General features: G+C 42.4%; 15 protein-coding genes. 3 read left to right on the top strand and 12 right to left on the bottom strand.

Annotated elements, in window-relative coordinates; translation table 11 throughout:
* Window positions 1-265 precede the first annotated feature (265 nt).
* From truA to fabB, 5 genes are all read right to left on the bottom strand, one after another.
* A complete protein-coding gene (gene truA, locus ACAY00_RS03645; protein WP_371377376.1) occupies window positions 266-1,045 on the bottom strand; it encodes a tRNA pseudouridine(38-40) synthase TruA in 780 nt (259 codons plus the stop codon).
* 176 nt (window positions 1,046-1,221) lie between these two features.
* On the bottom strand, window positions 1,222-3,354 hold the full coding sequence (locus ACAY00_RS03640) for a FimV/HubP family polar landmark protein (protein ID WP_371377373.1): 2,133 nt from the start codon (window positions 3,352-3,354) through the stop codon (window positions 1,222-1,224).
* Between the two features lie 195 nt (window positions 3,355-3,549).
* A complete protein-coding gene (locus ACAY00_RS03635; RefSeq protein ID WP_371377370.1) occupies window positions 3,550-4,566 on the bottom strand; it encodes an aspartate-semialdehyde dehydrogenase in 1,017 nt (338 codons plus the stop codon).
* Between the two features lie 15 nt (window positions 4,567-4,581).
* Window positions 4,582-5,697 (bottom strand): 4-phosphoerythronate dehydrogenase, encoded by a 1,116-nt coding sequence (locus tag ACAY00_RS03630; protein WP_371377367.1) that lies wholly within the window; start codon window positions 5,695-5,697, stop codon window positions 4,582-4,584.
* 95 nt (window positions 5,698-5,792) lie between these two features.
* Window positions 5,793-7,004 carry a beta-ketoacyl-ACP synthase I gene (gene fabB, locus ACAY00_RS03625; RefSeq protein ID WP_371377364.1) on the bottom strand — a complete coding sequence of 404 codons (1,212 nt, stop codon included), beginning with the start codon at window positions 7,002-7,004 and terminating at the stop codon, window positions 5,793-5,795.
* Between the two features lie 258 nt (window positions 7,005-7,262).
* Between fabB and mnmC the strand changes: the two genes are divergently transcribed.
* Complete coding sequence (gene mnmC, locus ACAY00_RS03620) at window positions 7,263-9,257, top strand: bifunctional tRNA (5-methylaminomethyl-2-thiouridine)(34)-methyltransferase MnmD/FAD-dependent 5-carboxymethylaminomethyl-2-thiouridine(34) oxidoreductase MnmC (protein WP_371377361.1); 1,995 nt, start codon at window positions 7,263-7,265, stop codon at window positions 9,255-9,257.
* A gap of 34 nt (window positions 9,258-9,291) precedes the next feature.
* Here the strand turns inward: mnmC and ACAY00_RS03615 are convergent, their stop codons facing one another.
* Genes ACAY00_RS03615 through ACAY00_RS03605 form a run of 3 tightly spaced genes read right to left on the bottom strand, consistent with a single transcriptional unit; the run spans window position 9,292 to window position 11,362 of the window.
* On the bottom strand, window positions 9,292-9,576 hold the full coding sequence (locus ACAY00_RS03615) for a YfcL family protein (RefSeq protein ID WP_371377358.1): 285 nt from the start codon (window positions 9,574-9,576) through the stop codon (window positions 9,292-9,294).
* Complete coding sequence (locus ACAY00_RS03610) at window positions 9,577-10,794, bottom strand: ATP-NAD kinase family protein (protein WP_371377355.1); 1,218 nt, start codon at window positions 10,792-10,794, stop codon at window positions 9,577-9,579.
* A complete protein-coding gene (locus tag ACAY00_RS03605) occupies window positions 10,781-11,362 on the bottom strand; it encodes an elongation factor P hydroxylase (RefSeq protein WP_371377352.1) in 582 nt (193 codons plus the stop codon). Before ACAY00_RS03605 ends, ACAY00_RS03610 begins: the two co-directional genes overlap by 14 nt.
* 130 nt (window positions 11,363-11,492) lie before the next feature.
* Between ACAY00_RS03605 and ACAY00_RS03600 the strand changes: the two genes are divergently transcribed.
* Window positions 11,493-11,963 (top strand): Lrp/AsnC family transcriptional regulator, encoded by a 471-nt coding sequence (locus tag ACAY00_RS03600; protein WP_371377349.1) that lies wholly within the window; start codon window positions 11,493-11,495, stop codon window positions 11,961-11,963.
* A gap of 129 nt (window positions 11,964-12,092) precedes the next feature.
* On the opposite strand, the gene ACAY00_RS03595 is transcribed toward ACAY00_RS03600, so the two are convergent.
* Both ACAY00_RS03595 and ACAY00_RS03590 read right to left on the bottom strand, forming a co-directional pair.
* Complete coding sequence (locus ACAY00_RS03595; protein ID WP_371377346.1) at window positions 12,093-13,025, bottom strand: sodium-dependent bicarbonate transport family permease; 933 nt, start codon at window positions 13,023-13,025, stop codon at window positions 12,093-12,095.
* A 3-nt stretch (window positions 13,026-13,028) separates the two neighbouring features.
* Window positions 13,029-13,247 carry a hypothetical protein gene (locus tag ACAY00_RS03590; protein ID WP_371377343.1) on the bottom strand — a complete coding sequence of 73 codons (219 nt, stop codon included), beginning with the start codon at window positions 13,245-13,247 and terminating at the stop codon, window positions 13,029-13,031.
* A gap of 126 nt (window positions 13,248-13,373) precedes the next feature.
* On the opposite strand from ACAY00_RS03590, the gene ACAY00_RS03585 reads away from it, so the two are divergent.
* Window positions 13,374-14,306: a LysR family transcriptional regulator gene (locus ACAY00_RS03585; RefSeq protein ID WP_371377341.1), complete on the top strand. Its 933-nt coding sequence runs from the start codon at window positions 13,374-13,376 to the stop codon at window positions 14,304-14,306.
* A 194-nt stretch (window positions 14,307-14,500) separates the two neighbouring features.
* Here the strand turns inward: ACAY00_RS03585 and ACAY00_RS03580 are convergent, their stop codons facing one another.
* Window positions 14,501-15,235: a tetratricopeptide repeat protein gene (locus tag ACAY00_RS03580; protein WP_371377338.1), complete on the bottom strand. Its 735-nt coding sequence runs from the start codon at window positions 15,233-15,235 to the stop codon at window positions 14,501-14,503.
* Between the two features lie 191 nt (window positions 15,236-15,426).
* Window positions 15,427-16,569: a molecular chaperone DnaJ gene (gene dnaJ / locus ACAY00_RS03575; RefSeq protein ID WP_371377335.1), complete on the bottom strand. Its 1,143-nt coding sequence runs from the start codon at window positions 16,567-16,569 to the stop codon at window positions 15,427-15,429.
* Between the last annotated feature and the right edge of the window lie 57 nt (window positions 16,570-16,626).

Raw genomic sequence — 16,626 nt, 5'->3', positions numbered from 1 at the left:
TCTGCGACTTTAGCAACAAAATAGCACTAAACATCTTGGTTAAGCCAAGTGATACCTCGGCTATTGTTATAATCTGAAAAATATCCGTTAATTTAAACACATTTGTGCTTGCAACACGAAGTAAAAACTGGTCTGTTTTCTCATAATAACAAGCATTTCAGTCATTTTCGCCTACTTTTTGCTTGTTTTTCGTTCACTTTCGCTCATTTTGCGTTCAATTTTGCTTCATTGTAGTTGACCGTATTAGCAAATCAACATTAAGGCACTACAGAAACAGTGGCCCTAAAGAAGCTTTTGGTATGTTAAAATGCTCAGGATAATCGACGTCAACAAAATATAAACCACCTGAAGGGGCTGTCATTCCCGCTTTGCATCGGTTTTTCAGATTGAGTACTTGCCCTAACCATTCTACCGTTTCAATTTTCCGACCTACCCTAATCAAGCTGCCCGATATATTGCGAACCATATGATGTAAAAAAGCGTTGGCTTTGATGTCTATGACCACGTAGTCGCCATGTCGAGAAACATTTAAGTGAGAAATCGTCCTAACAGGTGAATTGGCTTGGCAATGCACGGTTCTAAAAGACGTAAAGTCATGTTCCCCGACTAATTGTTGCGCGGCTTGGTGCATTAGCTTTTCATCTAACGGGTAATGGCAATGACTGAGCCCGTGTCGCAAAATGGCTGGGCGTAAAGGCGCATTATAAATAACATAGCGATAACGCCTTGCGGTTGCGCTAAAGCGAGCATGAAAATCATCACTAACGCGAGCACTCCAGCGCACGCAAATATCTTTAGGTAGCTTAGTGTTCATCCCAAGCTCCCAAGCAGCTTGGCCTCGGTCAATAGGCGAATCAAAGTGAACCACTTGATTGGTACCATGCACGCCAGTGTCAGTTCGACCAGCACATACCACTTCTATGGGCTGATTAACAATCGCCGACAGCGCTTTTTCAACTTCCTGTTGAACCGAATTTACGTGATTTTGGCGCTGCCAACCACAATAGTTTGAACCATCGTATTCAATACCTAAAGCAAATCGCATTTTAGTGAAGTATTCCTCTATAACATTAATCGCGACATTATCATCTATTTGCTCAATAATACCAAGCAGAATAACCTCGCAAACCACCGTCCGCTAGATAAACAAAAAGGCGTTTATGAACGCCTTTTTGTTTTGTGCGAGGATTTACCTTCGCGCTTTTTTAATGGGCAAAAAATTTAGGTGATTGCTTCAAGTTGTTTTTTTGCTTGTTGTTGTTGTTTCTCGTTACCTTGCTTTAATACATTGTTCAAAATCACTTTGGCGTTATCCAAATCACCGATTTCAATATAAACTTGGGCTAAATCGAGTTGCGCTCCCACCTCTTGCATATCATCATCAACATCAAAATTTACGTCGTGACTCTTAAATTCAGGAAATTCATCTAAGCCTACGTCAATTTTGTCGCCATCGTAAGCGTCGTCTTCAACTGGGGTAAAACTATCCTCTAATAGCTTTTCAATCGCTATATATTCTTCGCTTTTTTGGGTTGCGCTAACATCGTCTGACTGAGTTTCTGGCGAAAGATTATATTCCGGATCTAGAAACTGCAGTTTTTCAGGTTTTGCTGTTTGCTCTAACGGTGTTTGCTCTGATGCCGTTAGCTCCGCTTTTTCTTGTTCGCCTTTCTGCGCTAACTGTACAATGTTGTTAGGCTTGCCATTTTCTTGAGATTGGGCCGATATTTCAGCTAACAGTTGGTCAAACTCGACTTCATTATAATCTTTGATGTCTTTGTTTGACTCTTCTTTATCCTCTGGCGCTTCGGCTTCGATTTTAACTTGTGCTTTAATTTGCCCAGTTTTCGCTGAATGCAATTGTGCCGGCTCAGCGTCTAACTCGATAGGAGCATCAGCCGTATTATCCTGGCTGACATCACTTTGCTCGTTATCGGCACTTAGCGTCGGCTCTGCCGATAATGGTAAGTCTTGCTCAGACTCAGTAATTTTTTGCTGCTCATTGACCTTTTCAGCTTGATTAAGCTCATTGATAAGATGGCCTTCAGTGGTAGCAAAATCTTGAGTCTGTTGTGTTGTCTCACTAGCATCTGCTGACACCGTCTCAACTTGCTCTTTTTCTTCTTGTTGCGGCTGCTCTTGATAGTCTTGCTCTGGCTCATTTTGAACAAAATCCGTTGTCGGTTGTTGCTCAGAAATATCGTTTAGAGCTGGCTCTGGGGAAAGCGTTTGCTCTACAATCTGTACATTTTGCTCTGTTTCAGGCTCACTCTTAAGGTCTGGTTTAGTGACGAAATTAGAGTCAAAATCAGCGTATAATGCAGCCTCATCAATGATTTCAGCTTTAAAGTCTTTGTTTGCTAAATCGCCTTTTACAACTTCTGTTTTCAGATTATCTTCTTTCTCAGCACCGCTCTGAACACTTAAGTCAGCGCTGGTTACTTGTGCCGACAGCGCATCGTCCTCTGGGGCACTCTGCTCTGTAAGCTCGATATCATCAGGGCTCGCTATTGCAACCGGGGTGTTAGACTCTGGTTCAGTTAAATTTTCTTGGCGAGGCTGCGCGTTTGCTTGTTGCTTAAGTTCTTTGCTTAATTGCACCATACGAACCATAAAGAACAGGGTCAAAAGTGCCAATGACGCCAATGCAAGCCAATAGAATAAAGGAACTTGAAATTGGCCGACAACCGTTGCAGGTTTTGGTTGTTGCGCTGTTTGTAGCTTGTTTGTTGCTGATGCCATCTCACTTTCTAGTTGTGCAATATTTTGTTCAAGCGTTTCAATGTTCTTACCTTGCAAAAAGCCTTTTTGTAAGGCGTTTTGTAAATGAGTTTCAACTTCAACCAGTTGGCTAGAGAGGGTTTTGTTGTCAGCGTCTAATTGCGCAATAATGCTTTCAAGCTTTTCAACTTGCTCGTTTGCGCTTGGAACTTGTTTTAGTTGCGGTATTTGCAGGTATATTTGGTCAGCTTTTTCGCGATCTCTAGGGATTTCTTTAATTTGTTCAAGAGTTGGAATGGTGAGGTATCGACCGGCGACTAAGCCATTGATGTCATACTGTTTGAAAGCTAATGGGTTAGCAACAAAAATCGCCATCATCACTTGGTAGTTTGTTACCTGATTATTAGGGCGATGCGCCTTAGCGATTTTCCACAAGGTGTCTGATGGTTTTATCGGACCGTATTGCTTTGCAACATTTTCTGCGCTTGTGACTTGTTGCTCAGGTTGTGCTGTGGCTTGCTCGGATATTGCGGATTTCGTGTTGGCTTGAACACTCGTACAGCATAGACCTAATAGAAAGAAAAACGATGAAAATAAAGTCGTTTTCTTCGCTAACGACGGTAAAAGATTCATGTAAAAGTTCCTGCATTTTGTTAGCAACACTCACACTAGTGAATAGAAAGCGACACGATTAATGAGCTGCATTTAATTATTGTTTTACAATAATATAAACCAGAAGTTTTACAGTTACTATACCTTATTTAATTCTGCCTTAGATTTATCCAATTTGGGTGAGTAAAGATGCTCACCCAATCGACTATTGCCACATTACATGTATTCGGCAATCAATAATTCTGCGATTTGGATGCTATTGGTAGCAGCACCTTTGCGCACATTATCAGCAACAATCCACATGTTAATGCCATTGATGTGACTAATATCTTCACGAATACGGCCAACAAAGACCTCATCTTTGCCACTTGCATCACTTACCTGGGTTGGAAAGTCTTCATCCGATTCTGCCACCACTATACCAGGGGCTTGCGCTAATAAATTTTTTACCTCTTCCGCCGAAATGGGCTGAGTCGTTTCAATGTGCAAGGCTTCACCATGACCATAAAATGCCGGAACCCGAACCGCTGTTGGGTTAACCAGTACACTTTCATCACCCAATATTTTCTTGGTTTCCCAAACCATTTTCATTTCTTCACGGGTATAGCCATTCTCTTCAAACACATCAATTTGCGGAATGCTATTAAAGGCGATTTGACGACTAAATGCTTCCACTTTTACCGGCTTGCCTGATAATAAGTCCGCACACTGCTTGGCTAACTCTTCAATCGCTTCTTTACCAGCACCAGACACGGATTGATAAGTGCTAACGTTCACCCGTTCAATGCCAACGGCATCATAAATAGGTTTAAGAGCCACCATCATTTGAATCGTTGAACAATTAGGGTTTGCAATGATATTACGGTTACGGTAATCAGCCAACGCATGTGGATTAACTTCAGGAACAACCAAAGGAATATCTGGTTCATAACGAAACTGTGACGTGTTATCTATCACCACACAACCTGCCTCAGCGGCAATAGGCGCATACTTTTGTGACGTTGCCCCACCGGCTGAAAAGAAACCAATTTGAGCTTGGCTAAAGTCAAACGTTTCGGCATCCAGTACTTCAATGCTTTTGCCATTGAATTCAACATATTCACCCGCCGAACGGGCACTGGCTAATGGGTATAAATTATTTACTGGAAACTTACGCTCTTCCAAAATTTCCATCATGTGCTTACCCACTAAACCGGTTGCACCTAATACCACGACATCAAATTTTTGTCCCATATTCCTTTCTCTTTATTAAATATTAAAACCTAAAGCTGCTAACTCTGCTGTTAATGCATTGTGCTCACTCTCAATGGTCATGGCACTGAATTCCCTTCTTACAGGATAATTCTTTCTTAAGTGATCAAACCCTTGCTGTTGCAATTGTTGGCGAAAGATTTGATCATCCCTGCGCACATCATATACCTGCCATACATATTGACTTAAATCTGAAAATTTATCACCCGATTTCGCGGTTACTGGCGCAAACGTCGCGGTTGGTAAAAATTGTGTTAACTGTTTATCTGCTTTTAATTGGCATTGTTTTGATAATGCTTGATAAAGCATTTCGGTACCACGAGATTTTCCTTCTAAGCTATAACCGGCAATGTGGGCGGTCGTGAGCTGACAATAATCAATTAGCGGGGTTAACACATTGGGCTCGTCTTCCCATACATCTAGTACCAAATGAGGCCCTACTTCGCCTTTTTTTAGGGCCAGCAAGGCGTTATTATCGACAACTTCGCCACGGCATGCATTAATCAATATTTGCTGATTGCTAAGTTGGCTTAACCGAGTTTCATCCAATAAATGATAAGTAGGGTGCAAACCATCTCGAGTTAAAGGCACATGCAATGAGATGACATCACAGGTCAACACGTCCTCAAGGCAGGTGAATGGCCTAACATCGCCCGCTTCGGCCAATAATGGATCGCATAAGCAGTATTTAATCCCTACCGCATCAAGCTTTTCGGCTAAGCGCGTTCCGGTATTTCCCGCCCCGACAATACCAACACGAATGTCAGATAAATCCAAATTCGTTCGCTTTGCAACAATCAATAGCGCGCTTAATACATACTCGGCAACCGAAATGGCGTTACAGCCTGGGGCATTAGTAAAATAGACACCGCGTTTAGCAAGATATTCGGTATCCACATGATCGATACCTATGGTGGCGGTACCCACAAATTTTATTCGGCGGTTGTCTTTGAGTAAGCGCTCATTTACCTGGGTAATTGAGCGCACCAATAACACATCGGCATCTTTAACCTGAGAGGCACTAAGCTCACGCCCAGCAAAGGGGATGAGCTTGCCAAAATCACTAAAAAATTCCTCAGCATAAGGAATATTTTCATCATAGAATATGTTCATATTGCACTGCGATAAAAAATCGAATCTTCTGTTAGTTTACAAACAAAAAGGGCCGGGGAATACCCGGCCCTGTAAATATTTCAAAGATTATTGTGTTATTTGTACTTTTTCAACACCAGAGTCGCGTTGGTACCGCCAAAACCAAAGCTATTTGACATCGCTAAGTTAATTTCAGCTTCACGCTTTTCGGTAACAATATCAAGCCCTTGAGCTTGTTCATCAAGTTCTTCAACATTGATTGATGGGGCGACAAAGTTATTTTCCATCATTAACAAGGTGTAAATAGCTTCGTGTACACCAGCGGCGCCTAAGGCATGACCTGTCATCGCTTTCGTTGCCGAAATTGCTGGAGAATTATCACCAAATACTTGCTGAATAGCCCCTAACTCTTTGACATCACCTACCGGTGTTGATGTGCCATGAGTATTTAGGTAGTCAACCTTACCTTCCACTCCGTGCATCGCCTGTTGCATACAACGCACAGCGCCTTCACCACTTGGTGCGACCATATCGTAGCCGTCAGATGTTGCGCCGTAACCAACGATTTCAGCATAAATATGAGCGCCACGAGCTAGGGCATGTTCAAGCTCTTCAACAACGACCATACCGCCACCACCAGAGATTACAAAACCATCGCGGTTTTTGTCGTAAGTACGAGAGGCTTTTTCTGGGGTATCATTATATTTTGAAGATAATGCGCCCATGCCATCAAACATCATAGCTAATGACCAATCAATCTCTTCACCACCACCAGCAAATACCACATCTTGCTTGCCTAATTGAATCAATTCAGCGGCGTGGCCAATACAGTGCGCAGAGGTCGCACAAGCGGAACTGATTGAGTAGTTTACACCTAAAATTTTAAATGGTGTTGCAAGACAAGCAGAGCAAGTACTCGACATCGTTTTAGGTACCGCATATGGGCCGACGCGACGGACACCGCGCTCGCGTAGAGTATCTGCAGAAGCCACAATATTAGCCGAAGATGCCCCACCAGAACCTGCAACAATACCGGTGCGAACATTCGATATTTGTTCGTCGGTTAATTTTGAGTCAGCGATGGCTTGTTCCATGGCAATGTAGGCATACCCTGCAGCATCCCCCATAAAACGCATGACTTTGCGGTCAATATGTTCTTTTACGTCAATCTTTGGAACACCCCAAACCTGACTTCTTAAACCTTTTTCGACAAAGCTTTCAGCACGAGTGATCCCTGAACGACCGTTTTGTAAGGAATCTAAAACTTCTTCTGCATTGTTACCAATACTTGAAACTACACCAATACCTGTGATTACGACACGTTTCATATTTTTACCATCTTAATTATTCTAAATTGAGCGTATGATACTATGTTTTCCTAACAATCTGGTCTATCCAGTGTACACATGTTCACCGTAAAATAAAGTGAATCGACAAGCCATAATTTATCGCCAGCGCCAAGGCCAGTAACAAATAGGCCGTTTCTCTATCGCCTTTTTGATAAAGGCTTAGACATCTCTAGAAAAGATCGGAAGTTACACGTAAAATTACTTTTATCAAATGTTCGATAAAGTAGCTCTTAAATTGTGTCCAATATAAATACTGCAAAAGTAAGCTTTAATCAAGACGGAATCCCCTATAGTGATGAATTTTCAGATATTTATTTTGCTCACGATGACGATTGCTCACAAAGCCAACACATTTTTATCCGCGGTAACCAAATTCCGCAAATTTGGTCTGAAAAAAACCTAAGCCAAGATAAGTTTGTTATTGTCGAAACCGGGTTCGGTACTGGGATGAATTTTTTGCTGACGTTGCAACATTTCATCGCCTATCAGGCCCAATGCCCAACGCCGTTGCCATTAAAATTTATCAGCACCGAAAAGTACCCGATGAGTCATGCTGATTTGAAAAAGGCGCTATCGATTTGGCCAAGCTTAAGCGAGTTTAGTGCACAACTGTTAAACCAATACGATTACAGCGAACGAGTGTCGCAACCTATGAGGTTTGCTAATGGGTTGGTCGAACTGCAAATTTATTTTTGTGACTCAACCGAAGCATTGAGTGAATTACAAGACGAGTCTGTAGATGCCTTTTACCTCGACGGATTTGCCCCCATTAATAACCCAGAAATGTGGCAACAACCGTTATTTGATCAAATCGGCAGAATTGCGAAAAAAAATGCCAGCTTAGCGACTTTCACCGTCGCCGGCGTGGTCAAACGTGGTTTAACCAATGCTGGTTTTCACGTGCAAAAGCACCAACTTGGTGGTTATAAGCTACATACCTTAACCGCGCAGTATCGGGGATTAAGACAATCCGCGTCTTTGCCTGGCTACCAAATTAGACAATACATTGATACGCCAAAACACGTGACCATTGTGGGTGGCGGCTTGGCCAGTGCTTGTCTTGCAGCCCACCTTGTAGATAAAGGCATTGAGGTAGAGTTATTGTGTAAGGATAGCAAGCTTGCGCAAGGGGCTTCAGGAAATGCCATCGGCGCAATTTACCCTCTTTTACACCAACAGCAAGATGAAATCAGTTGTTTTTATCAACAAGCTTTTGACTATGCGTTACATTATTACGCCGAGTTAACAAACCAAGGTTATCACTTTGATCATCGCTTTAATGGCTTAATTGATCTTTGTTATAAGCCACCATTGCAGGCGCGCTGGCAAGTATTCAAACAAAGTAATTGCTGGCCCGATGATTTGATTCATCCTATCGACCAAGAACAAGTGAACAAACAAAGTGGTATCGATATTGATTTACCCGGTTTATTTTACCCAAGAGCAGGTTGGATTTCGCCACCGCAACTTGTTAATGCACTGATTCAAAAAGCCAAAGACACTGGCTTGTTAAGAGTAAAAGGTAAGGTCAAAATCGATTCCATTACCCAAACTAAAGAAAACCTATGGCAAATAGTGAGCAATAAAGGGACAAAACAGGTACAGCATTTAATCTTATGTCCGGGCGCCGATTCTCTAAACTTAGAGGTCATGAACACTTTGCCGTTAACGTCTGTGCGCGGGCAAGTTAGCGTTATGCAAACCAATAACCACATCCAAGGGCTTAAAACGGTATTGTGTCACAAAGGCTACCTGACCCCTGAAAATCAGGGCACACATTGTATCGGCGCGACCTTTGACAAAAACAGCATGGATATCGAGTCGCGTCACGCAGACGATGAATACAACTTAAATATGCTAGAAAAATGTATTGGTAATCCGGCTAAATGGGACTTAGACGATGTTAAGGATAGCCGAGCCAGATTACGCTGCACCACCCCTGATCATATGCCCATTGTTGGCTCTATGCCCGATATTAATGCGCATAAAACCGTATATGCTCATCTTAGCAAAGATAAAAATTGGCGAGTAAAAGATAGAACGCCAAGTCACAAAGGGCTTTTTGTATTAACCGGACTTGGCGCGCGAGGTCTATGTTCGGCCCCACTTTTAGCTAAGATTTTGACCGCTGAATTATGCAATGAACATTTTGACCTAGACGATAAAATGTTGTTTAACTTAGCCCCGAATCGATTTGTTATTCGCGACATTATTCGCCGTAAATTTGACTGATCGTGCGCCACACCCGATTAAATAAAAAGTTTATTTACTTAAAACAAGGCTTTAGCTGCCCCCAAAAATCATTTACCAAGTTGATATCTGAAGGGCTCAGTTCGCCTTGGCTTAGTGTTAATTGCGCACTGACATTGTGGTATAAGTCAGCCGACAAGCGCTGCTGTTCGCCACCAAATTCAAGGGCGGCGACTTCAATAAAGCCTCGCAGATAACTGCTCACAAATAACAAGTCATCATTATCTTGCTCGACTAAGGTATCAAAATATGCCCATAACTGGGCGATGGTGGTCACGTGGGACAAGGTACTAAGACGCATTTAAAAGCTCTCTTTTGTTGATTTAATCGCAGGCTCTATTGTACGCTCTGCCGATATTTGCTGTTCTGTAGGGATGATATCTATACCAGGGCTAGCGACAGGGTATAGCACTTGATCGTGAAAGCCTGTTATGACTTTAATAAAACCAGAGAGCTCAGCATCTAATGCCGGATCGCCACTGTCGACAATCAATGGACGATGGTTCAATGCCTGCAGCTTTGATTTTGTTGCGATCACCAAAATATTATCTTTTCCAATCGCACGAATCACTCGCGGACTCAATTGTTGATTACCGCGACCTAAGATATGGCCTTGCCCGCCAATCACTGTGATCACCAATTTACAGGCATCATGTTGGGTGGATTGTGCCGCCATTATCCGTTGATATAACTGAGCTTCAGTCACATCGCTAGCGACTAATGATTGCTCTTGCACTAAATCTACCCCTAATAAGGTATTGTCTAATGCCAATTCTTCCATCACAAAGGCGACCGTTGAGCCTGAGCCCATAACAAATAATTGTTCGTCCATTTGTTCAATGACATGGGCGGCAATATCTTGCAATACCAGCTCATCACTTTCTTTACCACCGGATTTAACCGACTGAATATACTGCAGTTGACTTGGGATCGACATTTCACCAAAACGGCGAGCTTTAACGATCCCATTGCGAAAGGCCTGTTCATCAATATCCATTACGTCAGCCTCTGTAAAAGATACCAATTGATTGTTTATAAGTTGCTCAACCACTTTACCCGCTGCCGAGGGCGTTAACGCATATACCCCAGAGTGAATTTTACAACCCGCAGGGATCCCAAGCACTGGGAAGGCTTCTTTTACCTGCGCACACACATTACGTGCCGTGCCATCTCCTCCGGCAAAGAGCAGTAAATCAACATCGTGTTTTTGCGCTTCAATCACAAAGGCTTCGGAGTCTCTGGCAACGGACTGCTCACCACTATAGTGATAAATCACTTGTGTGTTAAAGCCCATTTCACTGGCCACATCGTGCCCCATATCTTTATTTGCGGTTAAGATACAAATGCTATCTTTGTAGGGTAGTAACACTTGCAGTGCTAATTTCGCTCTTAAATGCGCTTTTGGGGTTGCGCCTAGTGCCAGTGCGTGTTCAATCACACCATCACTGCCTTTTAATGCGACACTACCGCCTATACCGGCAAAAGGGTTAATTAACAGGGCTAACTTAAATATTTGCATATGGCCTCTCACTGACCTGAGAATAATTGGCTAATGGGTGTGAAAACTCAAACAACGCAGGCTCAAGGGTTAAGCCAGAGCGATAATATTGAATCAATGCATCAATAAATCGCTGTGCTCTTTTAGGGAATCCGTTTTGTAAATAAATCAGAACCTGTTGCTGTACTTTAGACTGAAAGGCAAACCGGTCAACTTCAGCGCCATTTAAATTATCAGCAGAGACATTAAATTCAAAGCCACAAGCAACACAAAATGCCCATTCAAGTGCTTGCGGTTTTATTTCAACTTTTTCAAACTCTGCTTGTTGTGCTTCGTTGCGACCATCCGGTGCATACCAGTAACCAAAGTCTTCCAATAATAAGCGTTTAGGTCCAGCAATACACCAATGCGAGATTTCATGAAGAGCACTGGCAAAAAAGCCATGAGCAAACACAATCCGATGATAAGATACCAGCTCATTCGCCGGCAAATACACAGGTTCATTGTCGCCTTTGACCAAGCGCGTATTTTCTGTTTGTGAAAATTCTGCAGCAAAAATATCAATAAGCTGCTGATAGTGGTGCGTCATGTGTTTATCTAACTAGGGTGATTTGCCGGCATTTTAACGCTTTTAGCCAATTTAACCAAGTTGTTGAACTTTGTTCGCACAATTGAGACACTTAGCTAGCAACTTGGCATGGGTTATAAAGAGAAAATGGATGAAAAAACTTGATGACATCGATCAGCAAATCCTTACTGCGTTATTTAACGATGCTGACATCACCAACAAAGACTTAGCGAAGGATATCGGCATTGCCCCATCAACATGCTTAGAGCGAGTAAAACGCTTAAAAAGCAGTGGGGTGATCAAAGGTTCCTACATTGATGTGAATTACAACACCATTGGCGGGAATATCCAAGCCATGGCCGCGATTGTACTGCAACCCTATTCAGAAGAGATCGTTAACAACCTTAGAGACCAACTATTACCGATGCCAGAAATCATTAGCATGTTCCATATGGGTGGCGCCTTTGATTTTTATATTCATATGTCGGTTAAAGATACAGAGCATTTGCGCCGCTTTGTGTTTGAAGCAATAACCTCTCGAGAAGAAGTGACCAATGTGGAAACCTCTTTGGTATTTGAACACAGTCGCAGTCCTAAAATCCCCAATTTTATTGAGCAATAACTTATTAACCAATAACAAAAAGCGACAACTATGGCCATAGTTGTCGCTTTTCTTGATGCAAAATTTATCGTTTTATCAGCACCTAACTAAATCCTTAGTCAAAGCCTTGATGATTAAGCTAAGCTCTACTTAAGGAACTAGGTATTGTCCTAATGCGATAAAAAATGGAACCCCTAAGAGCACATTAAAGGGAAATGTGATACCAAGAGATGCGGTTATCGACATCCCCGCATTGGCTTCTGGTAGGCTTTCTTTCATCGCTGCTGGTACCGCTATATAAGATGCACTCGCACCTAGAACGCCCAGTAAAGCAACGCCCCCTGCGCTAAAGCCTAAAATAAGCCCCAAACCTGTGCCGGCTAATCCCCCCAACATAGGCATCAGTATCGCAAAGCCAATGAGAAACACGCTGTTATTTTTTAGTGAAGATAATTGAGCGCCAGCGATTAAGCCCATCTTAAGTAGAAACAACGCAAGTATGCCTGAGAACAGCTCGATAAATAATGGCGAGAGCTTGTCCACACTACTGCCGCCAAGGTAACCAATGATAAGACTACCAACCATCAGTAAGATACTTTGATTAGCCACCAGCTCTTTCTTAATAAAGCCAACATCGAGCACTTTGAAATTGCCTTTTGCCAACATCAGGCCGACTACAATGGCGGGCATTTCAAGAAGTACAACAAACAACGGAAAATAGGCTTCATATTGAATGTTATTCGCTTCTAATAAGGCTACTGCTACCGCATAGGTAGCGACGCTCACCGAACCATAGTGAGCAGCAATGGCGCCGGCGTTGATTTTATCAAGTTGACCGAAATAACGTAGAATTGGGTAAGCGACTAAGGGCAGCAAAAAACCAAATATGACCACGGCAATAGACATGTACAATAAGGCAGGGTCAACATGTTTTTGTAATGCAAGCCCGCCCTTAAGACCTATCGCTATCATCAAAAACATGCTTAAAGTTTTGTACAAGCTTTCAGGGAAAGCGACTTTCGCACCCGCTAAGTGACAGACTATACCGAGTACGAAAAAAGCGACAACCGCGTCTATAATCATCTGCTATTTACCTACCTTGATATGCCTTGGTGATAATCGATAAGCACTTCGAGATGCCCGTTTTGAGGAGGTTTTGTATTTAGAAATGATGGTCATTGTTAAAAGCACAGCGGCTAAGGCTAAAAAACCAATAGAAGGTTGACCAATAAGGTGCCCACAAAGGTAAAACATCACCAAACTACTGCAAGTGATCAAGGCTAGAGCGTACTTTCTGTTATCCATGTTCTTCTCCCGTTTTGTGTTTGCGGTATTTTACATAAACACTACAATAGATAAAAATAGATAAAAACTATAAAATAAATAGATAAACATCTATGCGAAATAATATACAACATTAAGGACCACACTATGGCATCTCGTTTACATGCCCACATAGGCACATTTCGCCAACTGGAAATTTTGTTGGCAGTTTATGAAGGGGGAAGTATTAAGGCGGCTTCTGAGGCATTATTCTTGACCCAACCAACGGTTTCAATGCAATTAAAGAAATTATCCGATGCGATCAGTTTGCCTTTATATCAGCAAGTCGGTAGAAAGCTAAAATTTACCGATGCTGGTTTAGCCACCGTGACCACCGCAAGAGAAATCCTAAAAAGCTGTGAAGAGCTTGATATGCACTTATCAAACCTACGAGGGCTAAAGACCGGTACCCTTAGACTTGCCAGTGCAACAACCGCTAAGTACTTTATTCCACACTTATTGGGTCCGTTTTGTGAGCAATACCCTGGCATAGATATCCAATTTACTGTAGCCAATCGTCGCAGTGTCATTGACCGATTAGAGCAAGGGCTTGACGATTTTTATGTTTTTAGTCACTTACCTGAAGGACTTGATTTAGAAGTCAGGGAGTTTATGTCGAACGACTTGGTCGCCATAGCACAAGCCGATCACCCTTTTACCCAAGAAAAGCAAGTATCTCTTGAGACTTTTTGCCAACAAGACTTTTTGATTCGAGAGCCAGGTTCAGGCACCCGATTTGCCACTGAGAAATTCCTAAAAAAACACGGTGTAAAGCCAAATATAAAAATGACCATCGCCAGTAATGAAGCGATTATACATTCGGTATTATCAAAACTTGGGGTATCAATATTATCTGCCCATACCCTTGCTTTTGGTGAAATCTACGATGTGAAGGTTATTAACGTTGAATCGTTGCCAATTAAATCAAAGTGGTCATTTGCTTGGACAAAAAGCAAATCACTGTCGCCAATTGCCCAAGTATTTTTAGACTATGTTGAAACTCAAGGCAGAGACATGATGAAAAAAGCCATCGAAATTTAACCATGTTATAACCTTAATACCGCCTAGCTTTTTGCTCATTAAGGGCAAGGATACGGTTGTTAACATCCATTGCAAATGACTTTTGCCACTGTCGTAATGCTGTGATACCAATGCCATTAAGGTTGATGAAATAGATAAAAAAAATACCAACGATTAGGTTGGTATTTTAGGTAAGCAACAAAATAGGCCATTAATTAAGGGTTGTGACTCCATTCCATCGGTGTAAAGTCATCGGTTCTTGGCGCAATTTTTAAGTACAGTTCATCGGCTCGTTCACGACCACGTTTGATCTGATCTCGGCTCAATTCTTTAGCGTCCAAGGTCATGCTTTTCTCTGCCGGAGCATAACCATTAAAAGCCGCTATTCGATTCCAAACATAAGACATTTCAATGTCTTTACTCACTCCAAGACCATCATAATAAAGCAGAGCTAAATTAAATTGGGCTAAGGCATAATTTTGCATCGCCGAATCGCGATACCAAATCGCCGCCTTTTCATAGCTTTGCGTAGTGTAATCGCCATTTTGGTAGAGCACGCCCATATTAAATTGCGCCGCCGCTAAGCCTTTTTCGGCCGCTCTTCGGGTGTATTCAAAGCCTTTTTGATTATCTTTTTTAACGCCTTTGCCATTAAAGTACATTTGCGCTAAGGCAAACTGGGCTTCAGGGATCCCCCTATCGGCAGCTCGCTTATAAAACTCAAAGGCTTTGTTTAAATCTTTACTTACGCCATAGCCATTGGCATACATATTACCTTGTTGATACAAGGCGATTGGTAAACCAAGCTCCACCAACGGTTTGAGCTCAGCTAAGGCCGCTTCAAAGTCACCGCGGTGAATCATGTCTAAAGCTTCGTTATAATCATTCGCTTTCGCTTGAGCTAAGCAGAACAGAATAGAAAAACAAAACAGCACAAGTTTTTTCATCATCCTCTCCTTTCAATGGCTAAGTAGTATTCTTAAAAATAGCCAAAGTAAGTTGCTAAATTTTTGATATTAATAGTATATATCATGACTTTTAAATAAACGAATCAGCCATTTAACAGACTAAAAAGTTCATTTTTAAGCATTTAAAATGCAATAAAAAAGGCTGCATTTGCAGCCTTTATATGATTTTACAGTTACTTTAAACTGTCAAAAAAGCGCTTTACGCCGTCAAAGAAACCTTGCTCTTTTGGACGATAACGGGCGGCATCTTTACCGGTACCCATGCTTTTATTAAACTGCTCTAGTAAGTCAATTTGTTCGGCGGTTAAGTTTACTGGCGTTTCAATGACCACTTTACACATCAAATCACCCACCATGGCACTGCGTACGGACTTCACACCTTTGCCACGTAAACGGAACATTTTGCCGGTTTGTGTTTCAGCAGGAACCTTTAATTTTACCTTACCTTCTAGAGTAGGTACTTCGATTTCACCACCTAATGCGGCAACGGTAAAGCTGATCGGCACTTCGCAATATAGGTTGTTCTCATCACGAACAAAAATATCGTGATCGCGAACATTAACCTGAACATATAAATCCCCTGCTGGCGCACCAAACTCACCGGCTTCGCCCTCGCCAGACAAACGAATTCTATCGCCCGTATCAACCCCTGCTGGGATTTTAGCCGATAGTGTTTTGGTTTTCTCTACACGACCTTGACCTCTACATGAGGTACATGGATCTTTAATCACTTTACCGCGCCCAGAACAGGTCGGACAGGTTTGCTGTACTGCAAATAAGCCTTGGCGCATTTGCACTTGACCGTGACCATGACATGTTGAACATGTTGCCGCCGACGTGCCCTGTTTCGCTCCCGAACCATTACACGGTTCACAACTGACATAAGTTGGTACTTTTAATTCAACCGTTTTACCTTTTACCGCTTCTTCTAGGGTTAAATCTAAGTTATAGCGTAAGTCACTGCCTCGGCGTGCACGCGATTGCCCGCCACGACCGCCACGGCCTCCGCCAAAAATATCTCCAAACACATCACCGAAGATATCACCAAAGTCAGCGCCACCGCCAAAACCGCCACCACCGTGACCGCCTTGCTCAAACGCGGCATGACCATATTGGTCGTACGCGGCACGCTTTTGCGAATCGTTAAGCACTTCGTAAGCTTCTTTGACTTCTTTAAATTGCTCTTCTTTGCCCTTGTCGCCTTTTGTACGATCAGGGTGGAACTTCATCGCTAAACGTTTATAAGCTTTTTTGATATCACGTTCGCTGGCGTCATTAGCAACCCCAAGAACTTCATAATAATCGCGTTTTGACATATCTTTTTTTACTTCAAACTAATAATTCAAAAATAATAAAGCGCCGGTACAACCCAG

It is taken from the genome of Thalassotalea sp. 273M-4 (genome assembly GCF_041410465.1).
GTDB classification, from domain to species: Bacteria; Pseudomonadota; Gammaproteobacteria; order Enterobacterales; family Alteromonadaceae; genus Thalassotalea_A; species Thalassotalea_A aquiviva.
This window is presented reverse-complemented; position numbering and strand designations above follow the sequence as displayed.